The sequence below is a fragment of the Cobetia sp. L2A1 genome (assembly GCF_009796845.1).
Taxonomy (GTDB): domain Bacteria; phylum Pseudomonadota; class Gammaproteobacteria; order Pseudomonadales; family Halomonadaceae; genus Cobetia.
Window position 1 is genome coordinate 3,172,078 of sequence record NZ_CP047025.1, and the last position, 17,264, is coordinate 3,189,341.

Annotated in this window: 15 protein-coding genes; 10 read left to right on the forward strand and 5 right to left on the reverse strand. The window is 59.8% G+C overall.

Annotation, left to right across the window (positions count from 1 at the left end; genetic code table 11):
* Window positions 1–8 precede the first annotated feature (8 nt).
* The 4 genes from serC to GQR90_RS13555 form a co-directional block, all read right to left on the reverse strand.
* Window positions 9–1,100, reverse strand: coding sequence for a 3-phosphoserine/phosphohydroxythreonine transaminase (gene serC, locus GQR90_RS13540; RefSeq protein ID WP_158774571.1), 1,092 nt, complete (start codon window positions 1,098–1,100; stop codon window positions 9–11).
* 58 nt (window positions 1,101–1,158) lie between these two features.
* Window positions 1,159–3,993, reverse strand: a complete 2,835-nt coding sequence (gene gyrA, locus GQR90_RS13545) for a DNA gyrase subunit A (RefSeq protein WP_158774572.1) — start codon at window positions 3,991–3,993, stop codon at window positions 1,159–1,161.
* A 220-nt stretch (window positions 3,994–4,213) separates the two neighbouring features.
* Entirely contained in the window at window positions 4,214–4,696 is a 483-nt protein-coding gene (locus tag GQR90_RS13550; RefSeq protein WP_158774573.1) for an acyl-CoA thioesterase, read from the reverse strand.
* Window positions 4,697–4,880: 184 nt separating this feature from the next.
* Window positions 4,881–5,996 carry a YHYH protein gene (locus GQR90_RS13555; RefSeq protein WP_158774574.1) on the reverse strand — a complete coding sequence of 372 codons (1,116 nt, stop codon included), beginning with the start codon at window positions 5,994–5,996 and terminating at the stop codon, window positions 4,881–4,883.
* Between the two features lie 245 nt (window positions 5,997–6,241).
* Between GQR90_RS13555 and GQR90_RS13560 the strand changes: the two genes are divergently transcribed.
* Both GQR90_RS13560 and GQR90_RS13565 read left to right on the forward strand, forming a co-directional pair.
* Window positions 6,242–7,162, forward strand: a complete 921-nt coding sequence (locus GQR90_RS13560) for a recombination-associated protein RdgC (RefSeq protein WP_158774575.1) — start codon at window positions 6,242–6,244, stop codon at window positions 7,160–7,162.
* Window positions 7,163–7,270: 108 nt separating this feature from the next.
* Window positions 7,271–8,533, forward strand: coding sequence for a 1-acyl-sn-glycerol-3-phosphate acyltransferase (locus GQR90_RS13565; RefSeq protein ID WP_158774576.1), 1,263 nt, complete (start codon window positions 7,271–7,273; stop codon window positions 8,531–8,533).
* Between the two features lie 178 nt (window positions 8,534–8,711).
* Here GQR90_RS13565 and GQR90_RS13570 read toward each other — a convergent pair whose 3' ends face one another.
* Window positions 8,712–10,184, reverse strand: a complete 1,473-nt coding sequence (locus GQR90_RS13570) for a TrkH family potassium uptake protein (protein WP_158775523.1) — start codon at window positions 10,182–10,184, stop codon at window positions 8,712–8,714.
* A 384-nt stretch (window positions 10,185–10,568) separates the two neighbouring features.
* Between GQR90_RS13570 and GQR90_RS13575 the strand changes: the two genes are divergently transcribed.
* The 8 genes from GQR90_RS13575 to GQR90_RS13610 are packed head-to-tail and all read left to right on the forward strand — an operon-like array spanning window position 10,569 to window position 17,243.
* Entirely contained in the window at window positions 10,569–11,300 is a 732-nt protein-coding gene (locus tag GQR90_RS13575; protein WP_158774577.1) for a beta-ketoacyl synthase chain length factor, read from the forward strand.
* The gene (locus tag GQR90_RS13580) at window positions 11,300–12,175 is read left to right on the forward strand and encodes a lysophospholipid acyltransferase family protein (RefSeq protein ID WP_158774578.1); all 876 of its coding nucleotides are present in this window, start codon (window positions 11,300–11,302) and stop codon (window positions 12,173–12,175) included. Before GQR90_RS13575 ends, GQR90_RS13580 begins: the two co-directional genes overlap by 1 nt.
* 40 nt (window positions 12,176–12,215) lie before the next feature.
* The gene (locus GQR90_RS13585) at window positions 12,216–12,485 is read left to right on the forward strand and encodes a phosphopantetheine-binding protein (protein ID WP_158774579.1); all 270 of its coding nucleotides are present in this window, start codon (window positions 12,216–12,218) and stop codon (window positions 12,483–12,485) included.
* Complete coding sequence (locus tag GQR90_RS13590) at window positions 12,475–12,747, forward strand: acyl carrier protein (RefSeq protein WP_233266311.1); 273 nt, start codon at window positions 12,475–12,477, stop codon at window positions 12,745–12,747. The genes GQR90_RS13585 and GQR90_RS13590 overlap by 11 nt, the downstream gene beginning before the upstream one ends.
* Entirely contained in the window at window positions 12,744–13,382 is a 639-nt protein-coding gene (locus GQR90_RS13595; protein ID WP_233266313.1) for a hypothetical protein, read from the forward strand. Before GQR90_RS13590 ends, GQR90_RS13595 begins: the two co-directional genes overlap by 4 nt.
* Entirely contained in the window at window positions 13,382–15,364 is a 1,983-nt protein-coding gene (locus GQR90_RS13600) for an AMP-binding protein (RefSeq protein ID WP_158774581.1), read from the forward strand. Before GQR90_RS13595 ends, GQR90_RS13600 begins: the two co-directional genes overlap by 1 nt.
* A complete protein-coding gene (locus GQR90_RS13605) occupies window positions 15,361–16,179 on the forward strand; it encodes a glycosyltransferase family 2 protein (RefSeq protein ID WP_158774582.1) in 819 nt (272 codons plus the stop codon). The genes GQR90_RS13600 and GQR90_RS13605 overlap by 4 nt, the downstream gene beginning before the upstream one ends.
* Complete coding sequence (locus tag GQR90_RS13610) at window positions 16,176–17,243, forward strand: glycosyl transferase (RefSeq protein ID WP_199269432.1); 1,068 nt, start codon at window positions 16,176–16,178, stop codon at window positions 17,241–17,243. The genes GQR90_RS13605 and GQR90_RS13610 overlap by 4 nt, the downstream gene beginning before the upstream one ends.
* Window positions 17,244–17,264: the final 21 nt, after the last annotated feature.

A 17,264-nucleotide genomic window follows, 5' to 3' on the forward strand; every position in this document is an offset into this window, starting at 1 on the left:
CCTCTCCCTTAGCCGTGACGACGCGCGAAGTCGCCCATGAAATCGACCAATGCCGTGACCGCAGCTTCCGGCACCGCATTGTAAAGGCTGGCACGCATGCCGCCGACACTCCGGTGGCCGGCCAGATTCAGCAGCCCTGCCGCTTCGGATTCGGCCAGGAAGGCCGCATCAAGACGATCATCAGCCAACACGAAGGGGACGTTCATGCGCGAGCGGTTCTCGATCACGATCGGATTGGAGTAGAAATCATTGCCGTCGATAGCGGCATACAACGTCTGCGCCTTGCGATCATTGATGGCATTCATGGCTGCCAGACCGCCCACCTCATCCTTCAACCACTCGAACACCAGGCCAGACAGATACCAGGCGTAGGTCGGCGGCGTATTGAACATGGAATCGGCTTCAGCAGCCGTCTTCCAATTCAACATGGTCGGGCAGTCCTTGCGGGCACGATCCAGCAGGTCTTCACGCACGATGACCAGTGTCAGGCCGGCCGGACCGATATTCTTCTGCGCACCGGCATAGATGACGCCAAAGCGGCTGACATCCAGCGGGCCAGACAGGATGGAAGACGACATGTCACACACCAGCGGCACATCCGCCGGCACCTCGGGAATGTAATCGAACTCGAGGCCACCGATGGTCTCGTTGGCGGTGTAGTGCAGGTAGCCTGCATCACCGGACAACTGGATCGCATTCTGACGCGGCACGGCGATCAGACCATTGCTCTCGCTGGAAGCAGCCACATGGCTGCCGACGGCCAGATGCTCGGCCTCCTTGATCGCCTTCTTGCCCCAGATACCGCTATACAGATAGTTGGCAGCACCGCCTGCGCCCAACAGGTTCAGCGGCACGCCCGCAAACTGGGTCGAGGCGCCACCCTGCATGAACAACACGCGATAATTGGCCGGAATATCCAGCAGTGCGCGCAGGTCAGCCTCGGCTTTCCTGGCGATGGCCACGAATTCGTCGGAGCGATGACTCATCTCCATGACGGACAATCCGCGTCCCTGATAATCCAGCATCTCGTCGCGAGCGCGTTCGAGGACGGCGGTCGGTAGTGCAGCAGGACCGGCGCAGAAATTGAACTTGCGTGTCATGTCGTCTTATTTCCCGAAAGTGAAGCGACCGCCCCGAAGGCGGTCGCAATCCAGCGTCTTATTCCGCGTCTGTCGGCGGTGTATCCGTCGACTCGACATCGTCTCCTGCAGCGGTGTCTTCTACACCGCCGACTCCCGCCTGCACCTGTTCATCGGTGCTCTGCAAGCCTTCTTGCCCTTCATCAAGAACGATGTCTTCGTCGTAGATGACAACTTCCTCTGGCTCATCAACACGGACCGTAGTCACCAGTCGCTCTTCTTCTGCAGTACGGATCAGCGTCACGCCCTGGGTGTTACGCGAGGTGGTCGACACCTCGGAAACACGGGTACGTACCAGCGTGCCGCGATCGGTGATCAGCATCAGCTCATCCTTGTCGCTGACCTGAACTGCGCTGACCAGATCACCATTGCGCTCGCTAATCTGCATCGCGATAACCCCTTGGCCACCACGGCCACGCAGCGGGAACTCTTCCAGACGCGTGCGCTTGCCGAAGCCATTCGCGGAAGCCGTCAGGATGTAGCACTGCGGCACCTCGCCAGACGCTTCAACTACGGCGCTGACCTCAGCGGCACCTTCTGCGGCACCCTCAGTAGTCGCGTCGAGGCTGGCGTCGATCTCGGCACTGACATCAACCTCGGTCTCACTGTCATCAGTATCGATGGCCGTGGTACGCGGAATGATCAGGCTGATGACATGGGCACCGCCAAGCAGACGCATGCCACGCACACCGCGTGCAGTCCGGCCCATGACACGCACGTTCTGCTCTTCGAAGCGGATCGCCTTGCCATTGGAAGACAGCATCATCACGTGATCAGAGCCGGACGTGATGTCAGCACCGATCAGACGATCGCCTTCTTCTATGTCCAGTGCGATCAGACCCACGCTACGCGGACGCGAGAACTGGCTGAGCGCAGTACGCTTGACCGTACCGTTGGCGGTCGCGAAGAAGATATAGCTGTCGGCAGCATAATCGCGTACCGGCAGGATAGTGGTCACCCACTCGCCGTCTGCCAACGGAATCAGGTTGACCAGCGGCTTGCCGCGCGAGCCACGAGATGCCTGCGGCATCTCGTAGACCTTAAGCCAGTACACCTTGCCCTTGTTGGAGAACAGCAACACAGTGTCATGGGTCGAGGCGACCAACAGGTGCTCGATGACATCCTCATCCTTCATCGCGGTGGCGGACTTGCCACGGCCGCCGCGCTTCTGGGCCTGATAATCAGACAACGGCTGCGTCTTGGCGTAACCGGTACGCGAGACGGTCACCACCATGTCTTCCTCATTGATGAGGTCTTCGATGGTCAGGTCACGACGGCTGGTATGAATCTCGGTACGACGCTCATCGGCGTACTGGGCACGTACTTCACGCAGCTCTTCACGAATCACTTCCATCAGCAACTCGGCAGACCCGAGAATCGCCATCAACTCAGCGATACGCTCGAGGATGGAGGAGTATTCCGCCAGCAGCTTCTCGGTCTCAAGACCGGTCAGGCGATGCAGACGCAACTCAAGAATGGCCTGTGCCTGTGCCGGTGACAGCTTGTAGTTGCTGCCATCGTCGGCCAGACCAAGCCCATCGGGCAGGTCTTCCGGGCGACAGGAGGTTGCACCGGCGCGTTCGAGCATCCCGACCACCTGGCCTGGCTGCCACTCACGTGAGATCAGCTTTTCCTTGGCTTCGGCTGCACTCGGCGACGCCTTGATCATCGCGATCACTTCATCGATGTTCGAGATAGCCACCGCGAGACCTTCAAGAATGTGGCCACGTTCACGGGCCTTCTTGAGCTCAAACAGCGTACGACGAGTGACGACTTCGCGGCGATGGCGCACGAAGGACTCGAGGATCTGCTTGATATTGAGGATCTTCGGCTGGCCGTCATGCAACGCGACCATATTGATACCGAACACCGTCTCCAGCTGGGTCTGGGAGAAGAGGTTGTTGACGACAACTTCGCCGGACTCGCCACGCTTGGTCTCGATGACCACGCGCAGACCGTCCTTGTCGGACTCATCACGCAGCTCAGCGATGCCTTCGATCTTCTTCTCTTTCACCAGCTCGGCGATCTTCTCGATCAAGCGCGCCTTGTTCACCTGATACGGCAGCTCGGTGATGATGATGTGATCACGGCCGGTCTTGTCGTGGTGCTCGATGGTGTGCACGGAACGCACATAGATGCGGCCACGGCCGGTGCGATAGGCTTCAATGATGCCCGCACGGCCATTGATGATACCGGCGGTCGGGAAGTCCGGCCCCGGAATGAATTCCATCAACTCATCGATGGTCATGTCGCCGTTGTCGATCAGTGCCAGACAGCCGTCGATGACCTCACCCATGTTATGGGGCGGGATGTTGGTGGCCATGCCTACCGCGATACCGGAAGAACCATTGACCAGCAGGTTCGGGGTCTTGGTCGGCAACACGGCAGGAATACGCTCGGTGCCGTCGTAGTTATCGACCCAATCGACGGTCTCTTTCTCAAGATCGGCCAGCAGCTCATGCGCCAGGCGCGCCATGCGCACCTCGGTATAACGCATGGCGGCGGCACTATCACCGTCAATGGAACCGAAGTTCCCCTGGCCGTCGACCAGTACGTAACGCATGGAGAAGTGCTGGGCCATGCGAACGATGGTGTCGTAGACCGCGCTGTCACCGTGCGGGTGATACTTACCGATCACATCGCCGACGACACGGGCGGATTTCTTGTAGGCCTTGTTCCAGTCATTACTCAGTTCGTGCATCGCGAACAGTACGCGACGGTGAACAGGTTTGAGTCCATCGCGGACATCCGGCAAGGCACGCCCGATGATGACGCTCATCGCGTAATCGAGGTACGACTGTTTGAGCTCGTCCTCAATGTTGACTGGCAGTATCTCTCTGGCGATCTCACCCATGATTCGTCAAATCCTTGAACTCAACTGTTGGCGCCACTGCAACAGCGGCCCTCTCGACCAGTGTTGCAGCGCGGCAGTGACGTAAAGCGGACACAGGGTGCCAGCTCCGCGGCACCGAAGTGGCGGGATTATACCACTTGCGGGCTCGCCTAGCAGCCCACACGACATCGCAAAGGGACGCTGTGCAGCACAGCGCCGCTATCCTGCACCTCATCAGCGCTCACGCTTCCTCTTCAGCGACTAGCGGGCGCAGCATGTCCGCAATCTCTCCGTCCAGCGGCATGGCACGCCCACTGGCAGTATTCATCAGCACGAAGGTGAAGTCAGCGCGTGATACCAGCACGCCAGAGCGCGGATGCACCTCACCCATGCGATGCTCGCCGAGATGAATCTCCTGATGCATGATCATCTTGCGACGCCCGACATGAGACAGTCGGGTAGTGATCAGCAACTCATCATGCACCGTAGCAGGATAGCTCCAGTCAAGATTGACGTTCACCGCCACCATGGCGATGCCTTCACGCTTCAGGTCAGCGAGATCAAGATGCGCGAGCATGTAGCCCCAGCGCCCTTCCTCATAAAACTCCAGATAGCGGGCGTTATTGACGTGCCCATAACCGTCCAGATGAAAGCCGCGAACGGTCAGCATCGCACGACTGGTGACGCCTGAAGCGGAACCCGGCGCGGCCTTCGACGTACTCATATCATCCTGCATCCTTGCATCTCCTTGTTGTTGACCATCCGCTGTCATTCGACTGCCCTTCACCGAATGCCGTCGTGTCTCACCACTACTGCTGGCGACCAAGCCGAACCCGTGGCTAACTTTCCGAATTCACATGGACCGATCTTAGGCTGGTCATCGGCACAAAAACAAACGTTTGCGCGTCTCAGTCCTTTGCTGCATCGGGCATGGGCCTGTCATTGTCATCAGCGCCTGCGAAATGCCCCTTCTCGCCCATGAAGCAACCAAAGATCTGGTTATCGCCCGGCGCGGAGGCATGGTAGTGATAGCCACGTACCGGATCCGTCTCGCCACCACACTCGTCGAGATCGTCAGGGACATTGCCATCCTTGTCCTTTCTGGCATAGATGGCATATCCGTCCAGGGCATAGCCCATCATCGGTGAATGACCATCGTCCTGAAGGCCGACTTCCGAACAGCCGGTGGCGGCGTGGTAGTGATAACCCTCGTGCGGATTGGTATGGGCACCACAATCATCCAGTACACCCAGCGTATGCGAGCTGAGAATCAGCTCCAGAGGAGCCGGCGGACCGAACAGCACTCCGTTCAAGGCCACGCCGGTATTGGTGCGACCCATGAGCGAGCTGGACTCCGCCGCCGGCACTGGCACCTTGGGAATCACGACCGTCTTCTTGATGCCCCCGTCCAGCTCCTCAAGCGGGCATTCCAGGCAGAAGTTCTCGAAGCCTTCGATCGGATTCGGGTCACCGGCCACTTCGCAGCCGCGTGCGCCATCAATCACGGTGATCTCCCCCGTATTGACGTCATACATCTGCCACTCTTTGTCCTTGTAGAGAGTGGAGAGATTCTTGATGAATTCGCCGTCCACTTGATAGAGCGTGCCCTCGCCATCGATCCAGGTGCCACCCTCATCCGCCCCGGAATTGATGTTGGGGGGACAGAAAGGCCCTTCTGGCGAAGTGTCCGGGTCCGCTGGTGCACCGGCCACGGTGAACTGATAGCAGGTCGTCTGCGTACCGCCGCTCAAGGTGCAGTCGACGGTCTCGACATCACCGACGATCGCACCATCGAGGAACATGCCGGGGTCAACTTCTGGCTGGGAAGCACTTTTCGCAGTCGTCGCGGAGGACGCTGCCTTTCCTGCCTCCTCCTGGTCGTCTGCCTGTGAAGAGGGGGAAACACCCTGCTGCTGGCTCGCCTGTTCGCTTTCTTGCGCTTCCTTGCCTGAGTCGTCTCCGTTGCAGCCATGCATCAGCAAGGCCAATGACAGCAACGATGCGACCTTCAGTGTCTTTTCCATGAGATTCCCTGTGATGATCTTTCTTTTGAAGGAGGCAAAATCCCCGCAGAGACGGTACGCGTCATCGCCATTCAGCCTTCAGTCTAAACCACCATCGTGCATGCTCAATGACACCGCTGACAGCAACCTCATCGATACCGAGACGCTGAGTCGCGGCCACGACGGATGACCCGCCGCACGAGTTTCGCCATAATACGCGCCATTCAAACGGGCACGCCCGCTCATCGGACTCAAGGATTGGCCGCATGTGGTTCAAGCATCTCCAACTTTATCGCCTGCATGACAGCGCTCCGCTAGAAGAAGGCCGACTGGCCGACGCCCTCCCTGAGCATCTATTCCGCCCTGTCACCGGCGTCGAGGCCCGGCGTATTGGCTGGGTAGCACCGGGTGGCCGTAACAGCGATATGCTGGTTCACGAGATTCAAGGTCACTTCCTGATCAGCGCCCTGCGCCAGGAGCGCGTACTGCCCTCCGCGGTGGTCAAGGAAGAGCTGGAAGAGCGCGTTGCCGAGCGCGAGACCGCCGAAGGTCGTCCGCTACGCCGTCGTGAAAAGCTGACGCTCAAGGAGCAGATCTACGAAGAGCTGCTGCCGCGTGCCTTTACTCGCTCTTCGCGTACCGACCTATGGTGGGACAGCCGCCGTGGCCTGATCGCCGTCAATGCCTCCAATGCCAAGCGCGCCGAAGAAATCCTCGACCTGCTGCGCCAGACACTGGGCTCACTCAAGGTCACGCCGCTAGCCGTGGCCCATCCGCCGTCCCAGGTGATGACCACCTGGCTGCGCGATGTGGCGTCGCGCCCGGAAGATCTGATCGTCGGTGACCAGGTCGAACTCAAGTCACCGGGCGGCGAAGAAGGGGTGCTGCGCGCGCGCCAGTTCGATCTCGATGGCGAAGAAATCCAGACCGCGTTGAATCTTGGCCGTGTCGTCAGCAAGCTGGCACTCGAAGTCGATGGCCGTGTTGCACTGGTACTCGGCGAAGATTTCACGCTCAAGAGCCTGAAGTTCGCTGACGCCGTCGTTGACGAAGCCAATGCTCAAGACGACGCTGAAGATCCGATTCTGCGCCTTGAGACTGATTTTGCACTGATGGCTCAAGTGCTGTCTGGCGTGATTGAACAGATGACCACCTGGCTGGGTGGCGAAGCCCAGCCAGGTAGCTGAGTAAGGCCGGCATGTTGGCTTTAGAGTGAGACATTCACTATCTGAGCCATATGCCGGACTGCTGCTACCTTCTTTTTTCAACATGACAATACCGGATGACGCGCGTCGATGACTGACACAGCAACGCCTAGCCCTGCCACGACCGCCGAACAAGACCCGTTCGCCGACATTCGCCCGTACCGAGATAACGAGGTAGCGGAGGTGCTGGTGCGCCTGGAGCAGGATCGCGAGCTGCTCGACACCCTGACTCGCTTCCGCATGCCAGGCCTGACCCAGCGATTCCCGTGGCTGGCACGCCAGATCGCACGCCTGGCCATCAAGCGCGAAATGCGTGGCGTGAAAGATGTCGCCAGCTTCCAGAGCCGCATTGCCGGCTATATGGCGCGCATGATTCACACCACCACGACCAGCTTCGAGACCGCGGGGCTTGAGCGCCTGTCGGAGGATACGCCCTACCTGTTTCTGTCCAATCATCGCGATATCTCGCTGGACCCGGCCTTCGTCAATTACGCCCTCTATCGTCACGGGCGTAACACGGTGCGCATCGCGATTGGCGACAACTTGCTGCAAAAGCCCTTCGTCACTGACGTGATGCGCCTCAACAAGAGCTTCATCGTGCCGCGCTCAGCCAAGGGCAAGCGCGCGATGCTGGCCGCCTATCAAGCACTGTCAGGCTACATCCGTCACTCGCTGACGCACGACAAGCATTCCATCTGGCTGGCCCAGCGTGAAGGTCGTGCCAAGGACGGCCGCGATGGTACCGAGACCGCCATCATCAAGATGCTGACCATGTCGGCGCGCATGGCCGACAAGACCCGTCCATTCAGCGAGACGGTCAGTGAACTCAATATCGTGCCGGTCTCCATCAGCTACGAGTTCGATCCCTGTGATCTGCAGAAGGCACGTGAACTGGCTGCACTCGCCAACGACGGCCGCTACGAGAAAGTGAAGTACGAAGACATCCAGTCCATTGCCGCGGGTATCAGTGGCCACAAAGGACGGGTCAAGCTGGTGTTTGGCGAGCCGCTCAAGGGCGACTTCGAGACACCTGAAGATGTGGTGGCTGAGGTCGACCGACAAGTATTGGAGCACTACACCCTCTACCCGAGTCATCAGCTGGCGCTGGAAAAGCTGGCCGCCAGTCGCCCGCTGCTGCGCGAAGAGCCGCGTCTGGCCTCGGCATTGGATGTCTCTGCCATCAGTGGCGCCGAGCGCGCGACCTTCGAGAATCGTCTTGCCGGTGTACCTGCCGAACTCAGAGATTGGTGGCTGGTGCAGTACGCCAACCCGATTCTCAATCGTGAAGGCTTGAGCATTGACCTCGATGACAAGCTGGATGCCGCACAAGAGCAAAACGCCGCACAAGTCTGATCGCTGGCTGAAGCGAAAAGGCAGGCGCCCTTTCAAACGTCTGCCTACGCGCAAGATACAAAAAGCGCCAACGTCTTGAGACGTTGGCGCTTTTTGTTGGCACATGTCCGCCAGCGACTACATGACCTGACAAGGGAGCCAATCTGCGCAGGCAACCTACGAGGACATGGCTACCGGTTTACTTTCTCCAGAAGCTCGGCGAGAACAGCACCAGCACGGTCAAGATCTCAAGTCGCCCCATTAGCATGCCAATGCAAAGCAGCCACTTGGCGCTGTCAGGCAGCGTCGAAAAGTTACCCGCAGGGCCAATGATGTCACCCAGCCCCGGGCCAACATTGGTGACTGCCGTCGCCGCACCTGTCACGGCCGTAATCAGATCAAGTCCGATAAAAGACAATGCCAGCGCCAGCCCGCCAATGGTCATGAAGAAGAAGAACGAAAAAGCAATGACCGCACGTACCACTTCATCCGGCAAGGCACGCCCGTTATAGCGCTGCGAGAACACGCCGTTGGCATGTATCAGCGAACGTAGGTGATTACCAAGCATGATCAGACCAATCTGCAGGCGAAAGATCTTCATGCCCCCGCTGGTGGAGCCACTGCAGCCACCGACGAAGGTCAGGTAAAAGAAGGCCACTACCGCAAACGGCCCCCAGGCACTGTAATCGTCGCTGGCATAGCCGGTAGTACTGACGACAGAAATGACATTGAAGGTCACCTGCGTCAGGGCAGCAAACAGCGGCTGACCACCCATCACTCGATACAGTGTCAGTGCCACGATCACCCAGCCCAACAAGCGCAGAAACCCGAGTACTTGCGCATCACGCCACAACACCCCCGCGCGATCCTGCCAGGTGCGAATGAACAGCACGAAGGGTAGCGAACCCAGCAACATGAACAACGAACTCATCCACAGCAGGTGCGGACTGTCAGAGTAGACCCCCATCGAGCTATCGTAATTGGCGAAGCCGCCGGTCGAGATTGACGTCATGCCGTGCACTACTGCATCCAGCCCCTGCATGCCGCCCAGCCAATAGGAGAAAGTAGCCAGCACGGTCAACCCCAGGTAGACCAAGCCAATCGCCTTGGCCACGCCGCCAGCGCGCGGCAGTACCTTGTCAGACCAGTCAGAAGACTCGGTCTGGAACAAGCGCATGCCACCGACCTTGAGGAAGGGCAGGATAGCGATCGCCATCACGATGATGCCGATGCCGCCAATCCACTGCATCAGACCACGCCACAACTTCAGGCCATCCGAGAGACCTTCGATATTGCTTATCACGGTGGAGCCGGTCGTCGTGATCGCCGATACCGACTCGAAAACGGCATCCGTCACGCTCAGATGTGGTGCACCAAACACCAGTGGCAAGCTCGCATAGGCTGATACCAGCACCCAGCTCAAGGTCGTGAGCACGAACATGGCACGTGGTTTGAGTTCAAGCTCAACCTTGTGCGACATCGCCAGCATCAGCACAGCCGAACCCAGCGTGAGGCCCAGCGAGATCAGAAAGGCGCTAGCATCACCGTCGTCCTCCTTCAGCAGGATAAACAACGGCACGAGCATCATCATGGCTACCACACACAGCAGCAGAGCGAGAATCCTGACCACTGGTAGCCACTCATCAAGCTGTAGATGTCGTAAAAACCGCATTTTTCGCAAGCCCACTGCCGACTCCAGCGGCGAACTCATGTCCTTGACCCGCGTATGATCAACGTCATGCTACGTCCCCATCCTTCATTCCCATCACGCTTGTGGCGCCTCGACTCGGCGCTTCACGTACTATTATTTCTTTTTGGTACACGTCAGCCAAACCTCCCAGCGCACCGACAGTGCGGCGATACCCTACACCGTCGCCAGCAGCTGTCCAGTTTCCGCGCACTGGACTTTGCCTGAGAGTAGAATCAGCGGCCTGATACCATGGCATTAACCAGCCCCTTTCAACGGCACAACCGTGCACCAGCTTGGGCTGCCGATCCCCTGTACGTTACACTGAAGACCCATTATGGCAACGATGCGTTCACGGACAGACATCTCATGCATCTGACTGACTGGCGAGCCTGGCAGGCGAGTGCGACTCGCACCGCACATGACAGCCGCGTCGAGATCACCCCTACCCCGCGTGCAGAGCAAGTGCCCGCCATGCTACGCCGCCGCCTGAGTTCGGTCGGCCAGGCGTGCTGCACACTGCTGTCTGTATTGGACCCGCACGCCAACCTGCCGGTAATTCACGCCTCACGCCACGGTGATACCACCAAGATTCTCGCCCTGCTCGATGCTGCCACTCAGCCAGACGAAGCCTTGTCTCCGGCGCGCTTTTCGCTCTCCGTGCACAACGCCATCCTCGGGCTGTACTCCATTGCCAGCCAGTCTCATCAACCGCTTGAGGCCGTTGCTGCCTGCGGTAACGAGTTCGAGGCCATGATGAGCGAAGCACGCGGCTACCTGACGGAACGCGATGAAGTCATCGTGCTGTTTTCCGATATCGCCGCGCCGGATGCCTTCCTTCATCACGGCAACTATCCTGCCCATGCCTCAGCGGTGGCGATGCGCCTGAGCCGCACCACGACAGCAGGCATCAACAGTGCAGCCCTATCAGCCCACGCCGCCAGACAGGTCACTCACCAAGATGCCCCGTCACCTCTTGAGGTGATTCATTGGCTGGAGCAAGCCGAACACCTTCCCGAGGCCACTCTCGCCTGCCGCCGTCAGCATTGGCAGCTGAGTGTTTTGCATCCAACGCCTCATATAGCGCCCGATCACGACTGATGCGTCTCACTCTCTCCTCACCTCTCGGACGCCTGTGGCGTGGCATCGCCACCGCCGTCAGCTTCACCGCCTTCGGGATCGGTGGCGTGCTGTTAGGCGTCCTGTTGCCACTGCTCGCACTCTTGATACGTGATGATGCGCGCTGCCAGCGTCTGGCACGCAGCGCTATCCATCACTGCATGCGCGGCTTTGTCGGCCTGATGCGCGGCCTGGGTGTGCTCGACTATCAACTGCTGGAGTGTGAACACCTCCAGCGCCCGGGCTTGTTGGTACTGGCCAATCATCCGACGCTAATTGATGTCGTTTTTCTGCTGGCGTTGATCCCGCATGCTGATTGCGTCGTTAAAGGAAGACTGGCGCGTAATATTTTCACGCGTGGACCGATTCGCGCAGCGGGCTATATCACCAATAGTGAGCCGGCAACTGTCCTCGATGCCGCACGCGTTAGTCTGGCGCGTGGCAATGCGCTGATTCTGTTTCCAGAAGGAACGCGTAGCGTGCCGGGCCGCGCGCTCAAGTTTCGCCGGGGGGCTGCCAACATCGCGCTGCGCACACCCAATGACATTACACCGGTACTGATTGACTGCCAGCCCAGTACGCTCACCAAGGGCGAACCCTGGTATCACATTCCCAAACGGCGCGTGATGCTGCGTTTCAAGGTACTGCCTGACATTTCATCAGAGGCTTCCTGGCCGAGAGACTCGCATGCTCTGTCAGGGGCGCCATCAGCAGTGCCATCAGAGATGTCACCAGCAACATCACAGAACACCGACAGCGCTAGCCCGCCGACGCCGCTATCACGTGATGCCCGCCAGCTGACCCGTCAACTGGCCGCAACCTTCGCCGACGAGCTAGCAGCCTTTCAAGGCCCGTAATTCCGGCCACCTTCTCCATTAGCCGCCCAGAGGATATTTCATGAGCGATACGCCGACACTTGAGCTCGAACTCAAGCAACTGATCATCGACACGTTAGAGCTCGAAGACATCACCGCGGATGATATCGTCGCCGATGAACCGCTATTCATCGATGGCCTCGGCCTCGACTCCATCGATGCTCTCGAGCTGGGCCTGGCACTTCAGAAGCACTACGGCATCACGCTGGATGCGGAAGCCGAAGACACTCGTACCCACTTCTCAAGCCTGAATGCTCTGCGTGAACTGGTGGAGGCGCGTCGTGAGCGCTGATCACACTACCGTCACTCGTGACGATATCCATGCCCATGTGCGTAGCACTCTGATTGAGCTTTTCGAGATAGAAGCCGACGACATTCATCCTGAAGCACGCCTCTATGAAGACCTCGATATCGACAGCATTGATGCCGTCGACCTGGTGGTCGAGCTCAAGAAGTTCACCGGCCGACGCATCGAAGCCAATGACTTCAAAAGCGTACGAACGCTGAATGATGTGGTCAACGCTGTGGAACACCTGATGCAGCGCCGAGCATGAAACCGCTGTCCGCTGACAGTCATCGCCGCCCGCCCCTGCTGAGCGTCATGCTCAGCGGGCTGGGGGTGATGGCTGCTCTGTGCTGGCCATTGCTGGTCTATGTCTTGTTGTCACGGCTGACAGCAACGCCCGCCATGGACTCAGCCGCTACCAGCTCAGCCACTGCCAGCGGACAGACATCACCGTGGATCTGGGCACTGATCGTCTTCGGCGCCGTGCTGATGCAGCGTCTGCCCATCGCCTGGCCTCTCAGGCTCGGGCTTGCGGGCCTGCTGATCGGCGTCAGTATCGTGAGCGAGGCCGAACTGGGCCTGCGCGCTTATCCGGTGCTGGTCAATCTGGCCATGCTCAGTGTGTTTGCCACCAGTCTGTGGCACGGCATGCCAGTGATCGAGCGCCTCGCGCGCTTGCAGGAACCTGACCTGCCGCCAGCGGGCGTGCGCTATACCCGCCAGGTCACTCGCGTGTGGTGCGGCTTCTTCATCATGAATGCCAGCATTGCCACCTGGACGGCGCTGTACGCCGACCTGGCGACCTGGACGCTTTATAACGGCCTGATCAGCTATGGACTGATGGGCCTTCTGTTTAGCGGCGAATGGCTGGTTCGCCGCCGCCTGCGGAGCTCGCACACCTGATGTCCTCCTTGCCCCATACGCCTGACGATAGTCGCCACACCGCTATGCTGAGCAGCTTGAGCTGGCGCCGCCACGCACGCCAGGCGCCGGATGCCACGGCATGTTGGCTGGCCACTCCCGGTCAGCCGCTGACAGCGCTGAGCCGTGCCGATCTGATGGCGCGCATCGCGGCTTGGCAGCAGTGGCTCGACCATCAGCCCGCAAGCCGACCCGGCGCACGTTGGGTGCTGTTTCAGACCACGACACTTGGAGCCTGCGTTCAGCTGTTAGCGCTGTGGGAGCGTGGCATGCTCGCCGTACTGCCAGGTGATGATCGCCCCGAGACACTCGCTCGGCTACGCGAGACCAGTGTCGGCCAACTACCCGCGACGACCGTGGATGGCTGGCCTTCACAGACGCATGCAGTAGCGCAATCGACAGCACGACTGACAGGACAACAGACAGCACCCGAGCAGCGCATTTCCCGCCAGCTCGCGTTGGCACTGTGTACATCCGGCTCAACCGGTGAACCGCTGCAGATCACCAAGCGCTTCGATCAGCTGGAAGCCGAGCTGGCAGTGCATCAGCAATTATGGCCGCTGACATCAGGTAAAGGAGACAGTCCTGACACCATCGTCAGCCTGAGCCAGGTCAGTCATCAACATATCTATGGCCTATTGACCGCCCTGCTGCGACCGCTGTGTGCCGGCGTGCCGTTTCTCAGTGAAGCCTGCCACTATCCAGAGCAGCTCAGTGCAGCCATCAGTCAGCTCGCAAGCCAAGGCTATCGTTGTCAGGTGATCAGTTCACCGGCACAGCTGGCACGCCTGCCACAGACAGCCACCGCTGAGACTGGCCAGGTATTGCGTATATTCTCGTCAGGAGCGCCGCTGCCAGAAGCAGCAGCCCGCCACGCCGAAGCCAACCTTCATGCGCCGGTCATCGAGATTTACGGCAGCACCGAGACCGGTGGCATCGCCCAACGTCGTCAACGTGACGGCGTAGAATGGAGCCCTCTGCCGTGTGTGGAGCTGCGTTTTTCTGGCGAGAACCAGGAAGACATTTCCAGCCAGGAGGTGCCGATGCCAGCCAGTAGCCTCTGGCTGCGCTCGCCGTTCCTCAATACGCCCAGCGAATGGTGGCCGCAGGCTGACAGAGCTGAAATCTGCGAACACAGGCATCACGACGGTCAGCCGCGCTTTCGTCTACTCGGGCGCAGTGACCGACTGGTCAAGCTGGCCGGCAAACGTATCTCACTGAGCGCGGTGGAACGTTGCCTGAACGAACAGGCGGAGGTACTGGACGTGCGCTGCCTGCCAATGCCCACCCGCGAGCATCGTCTCGGCGCCGTGATCGTCATGGCACCGGACGCCCTCCCGCACGATCACAACACCCGCCGCGCACTCATTGCGCATTTACGCCGCGCGCTGATGCCAGGCTTCGAGCGCATTGCATTGCCGCGTTATTGGCGCTTCGTCACCCGCCTTCCGCTCAATGCGCAGGGCAAGTTCACCAGTGAGGCAATCGCACGCCTGTTTGCTGATCTCGATGATCACCGCCTGCCACGCTGGCTGGGCGAGCACTCGAGTGGGCCAGAGCAACTGACGCTGGAAGCCGAGGTACCTGACAGCCTGATCTATCTCGATGGCCATTTTGCACAACAGCCACTGGTACCCGGCGTGGTGATGCTCAAGTGGGCACGCGATCTCGGCAAACGCCTGCAACTGAACGGTCAGCAGATAGATGACGCGCACTTCATGCGTCTGGAGCGAATCAAGTTCTCAAGCCTGCTGCTACCGGGCATGCGCTTCACGCTCGACGGGACATTGGTGCGTGATGGCCACGGGCTGCGCGTCGACTTCCGCCTCGCTTCCGGTGCCGGCCTGCATGCCAGCGGCCGTCTGCGTTATGCCGTCAGTGATCCGTCACGCCTATCTGAATCATCATCTGCGCAGCCACCCCTGGCACCCCAACCGTCTGCACACTCACCGGAGGCGTCATGAGCCAGTCTCACTCGCCCTTGCTCACCGACGATGACAACCTGCGCCCTTGCGTGGTGATTCCGGTTTATGACCATCCCACCACCATCGCCAGGGTTTGCGCCGGCCTTGCACCGCTCGGGCTACCCATCGTGCTGGTGGATGATGGGTGCAGCGCACCGTGTGCCGAGGTGCTGGATACGCTCGCCGCCGAAGGCCATCACCTGGTACGCCGTGAGCACAATGGCGGCAAGGGCGCGGCGGTGCGTAGCGGCCTGACTGCTGCTGAACAGCTCGGCTTTACGCACGCCCTGCAGATAGATGCCGACGGCCAGCACGAGGTCAGCGACCTGCCCGCCTTCTTGAGCGCCATGCGGGCTCGTCCCGAGTGTCTGCAGATCGGCTACCCCGAATACGATGCCAGCGTGCCGCGCATTCGCTTCTACGGTCGCTATGCCTCACACGTCTGGGTATGGATAAACACGCTGTCATTGGCGATCCGCGACACCATGTGCGGCGTGCGCCTGTATCCGATCGCCGCCACCAACCGCCTGCTGCTGAGGCATGATTGCGGCGACCGCATGTCCTTTGATACCGAGATACTGGTGCGTTGGTATTGGGCCGATGGCGATGTCGCCAACCTGCCGGTGCGGGTCAGCTATCCCACCGATGGCGTCAGTCACTTCCGGCCTGGCCACGACAACCTGCTGATCAGCACCATGCACACACGACTGTTCTTCGGCATGTTGCTGCGCTCACCCAAGCTTGCATGGCGCACGCTCAGCACACGTGGTGCATCAACCGACAGTCCCACTACTCCTTCAGAGAGGCACGAATGACGCATTGGTCACGCTTATCGGAGACCGGCTCGCTAAACGGCATGCGTCTGATGGTGGCCATTCGCCGCCGACTGGGTGCCTGGCCGTTTCGCATCGCACTATTCCCCGTACTGGTGTGGTACTTCCTGCTACGCGGTAGTGCACGCCGCGCCTCCTTCGATTACTTGAAGCGTCTCGATCCTACTCTGAGCGGCCTGCGCCTGTGGGCGCGTAGCTTCGCCCACTTCATGCAGTTCGGTGAGGCGGTGATGGACAAGGTATCCGCCTGGAGTGGTGAGATTCCGCTTACCTCACTCGTCGGTACCGGCCCGGAAGATCTACGCCAGGCAGCACTGCGTCGCGAAGGCGGCGTCATCCTTGTCGCTCACCACGGCAACCTCGATGTCATCAATGCGATCGGTGAGCGCAATGACATTGACCTGTGCGCACTGGTCCATACGCGCCATGCCGAGAAATTCAATCAGTTGCTGGAGCAGGCCACCGGCCGCAAGCCGCCGCAGGTGATAGAGGTCAGTGACATCACGCCCGCCACGGCGATGGTCCTGGGTGATCGCGTCAATCGCGGCGGCTTCGTGGTGATTGCCGCCGATCGCGTGTCGATTCCGCCCACCGCCGACACAGTGCCAGCTGATACAAGCACTGCTGACACACACGAGGGCGGCGTGATCTCGGTAACGACAACGGCCGATATCTCGCTCAAGCCACGCGTGCATCACTGTGACTTTCTGGGAGAGTCCGCCCCCTTTCCGGAAGGCCCCTTCATGCTGGCCGCACTGCTGCGCTGCAACGTCTACACCCTGGGCTGCGTACGTGAGCGTGGCGGCGCTCATCCACGTTTCCGGGTCGATTTTGCGCCCTTTGATGACAGCCGTGACATCAAGCGCAGCGCTCGTCAGGCATGGATCCATCAGGCTATTCAGCGCCACGCCAAGCACCTCGAAGCACGTGTGAAGCGCCATCCACTACAGTGGTTCAACTTCTTCGATTTCTGGCATCAGGTGCCCAGCAATGAGTCCGCATCTGACAGCACTGACAGCACGCCAAGTACTGACAACAACGCCTGATCTCCGCCACTTTTTTCTTTT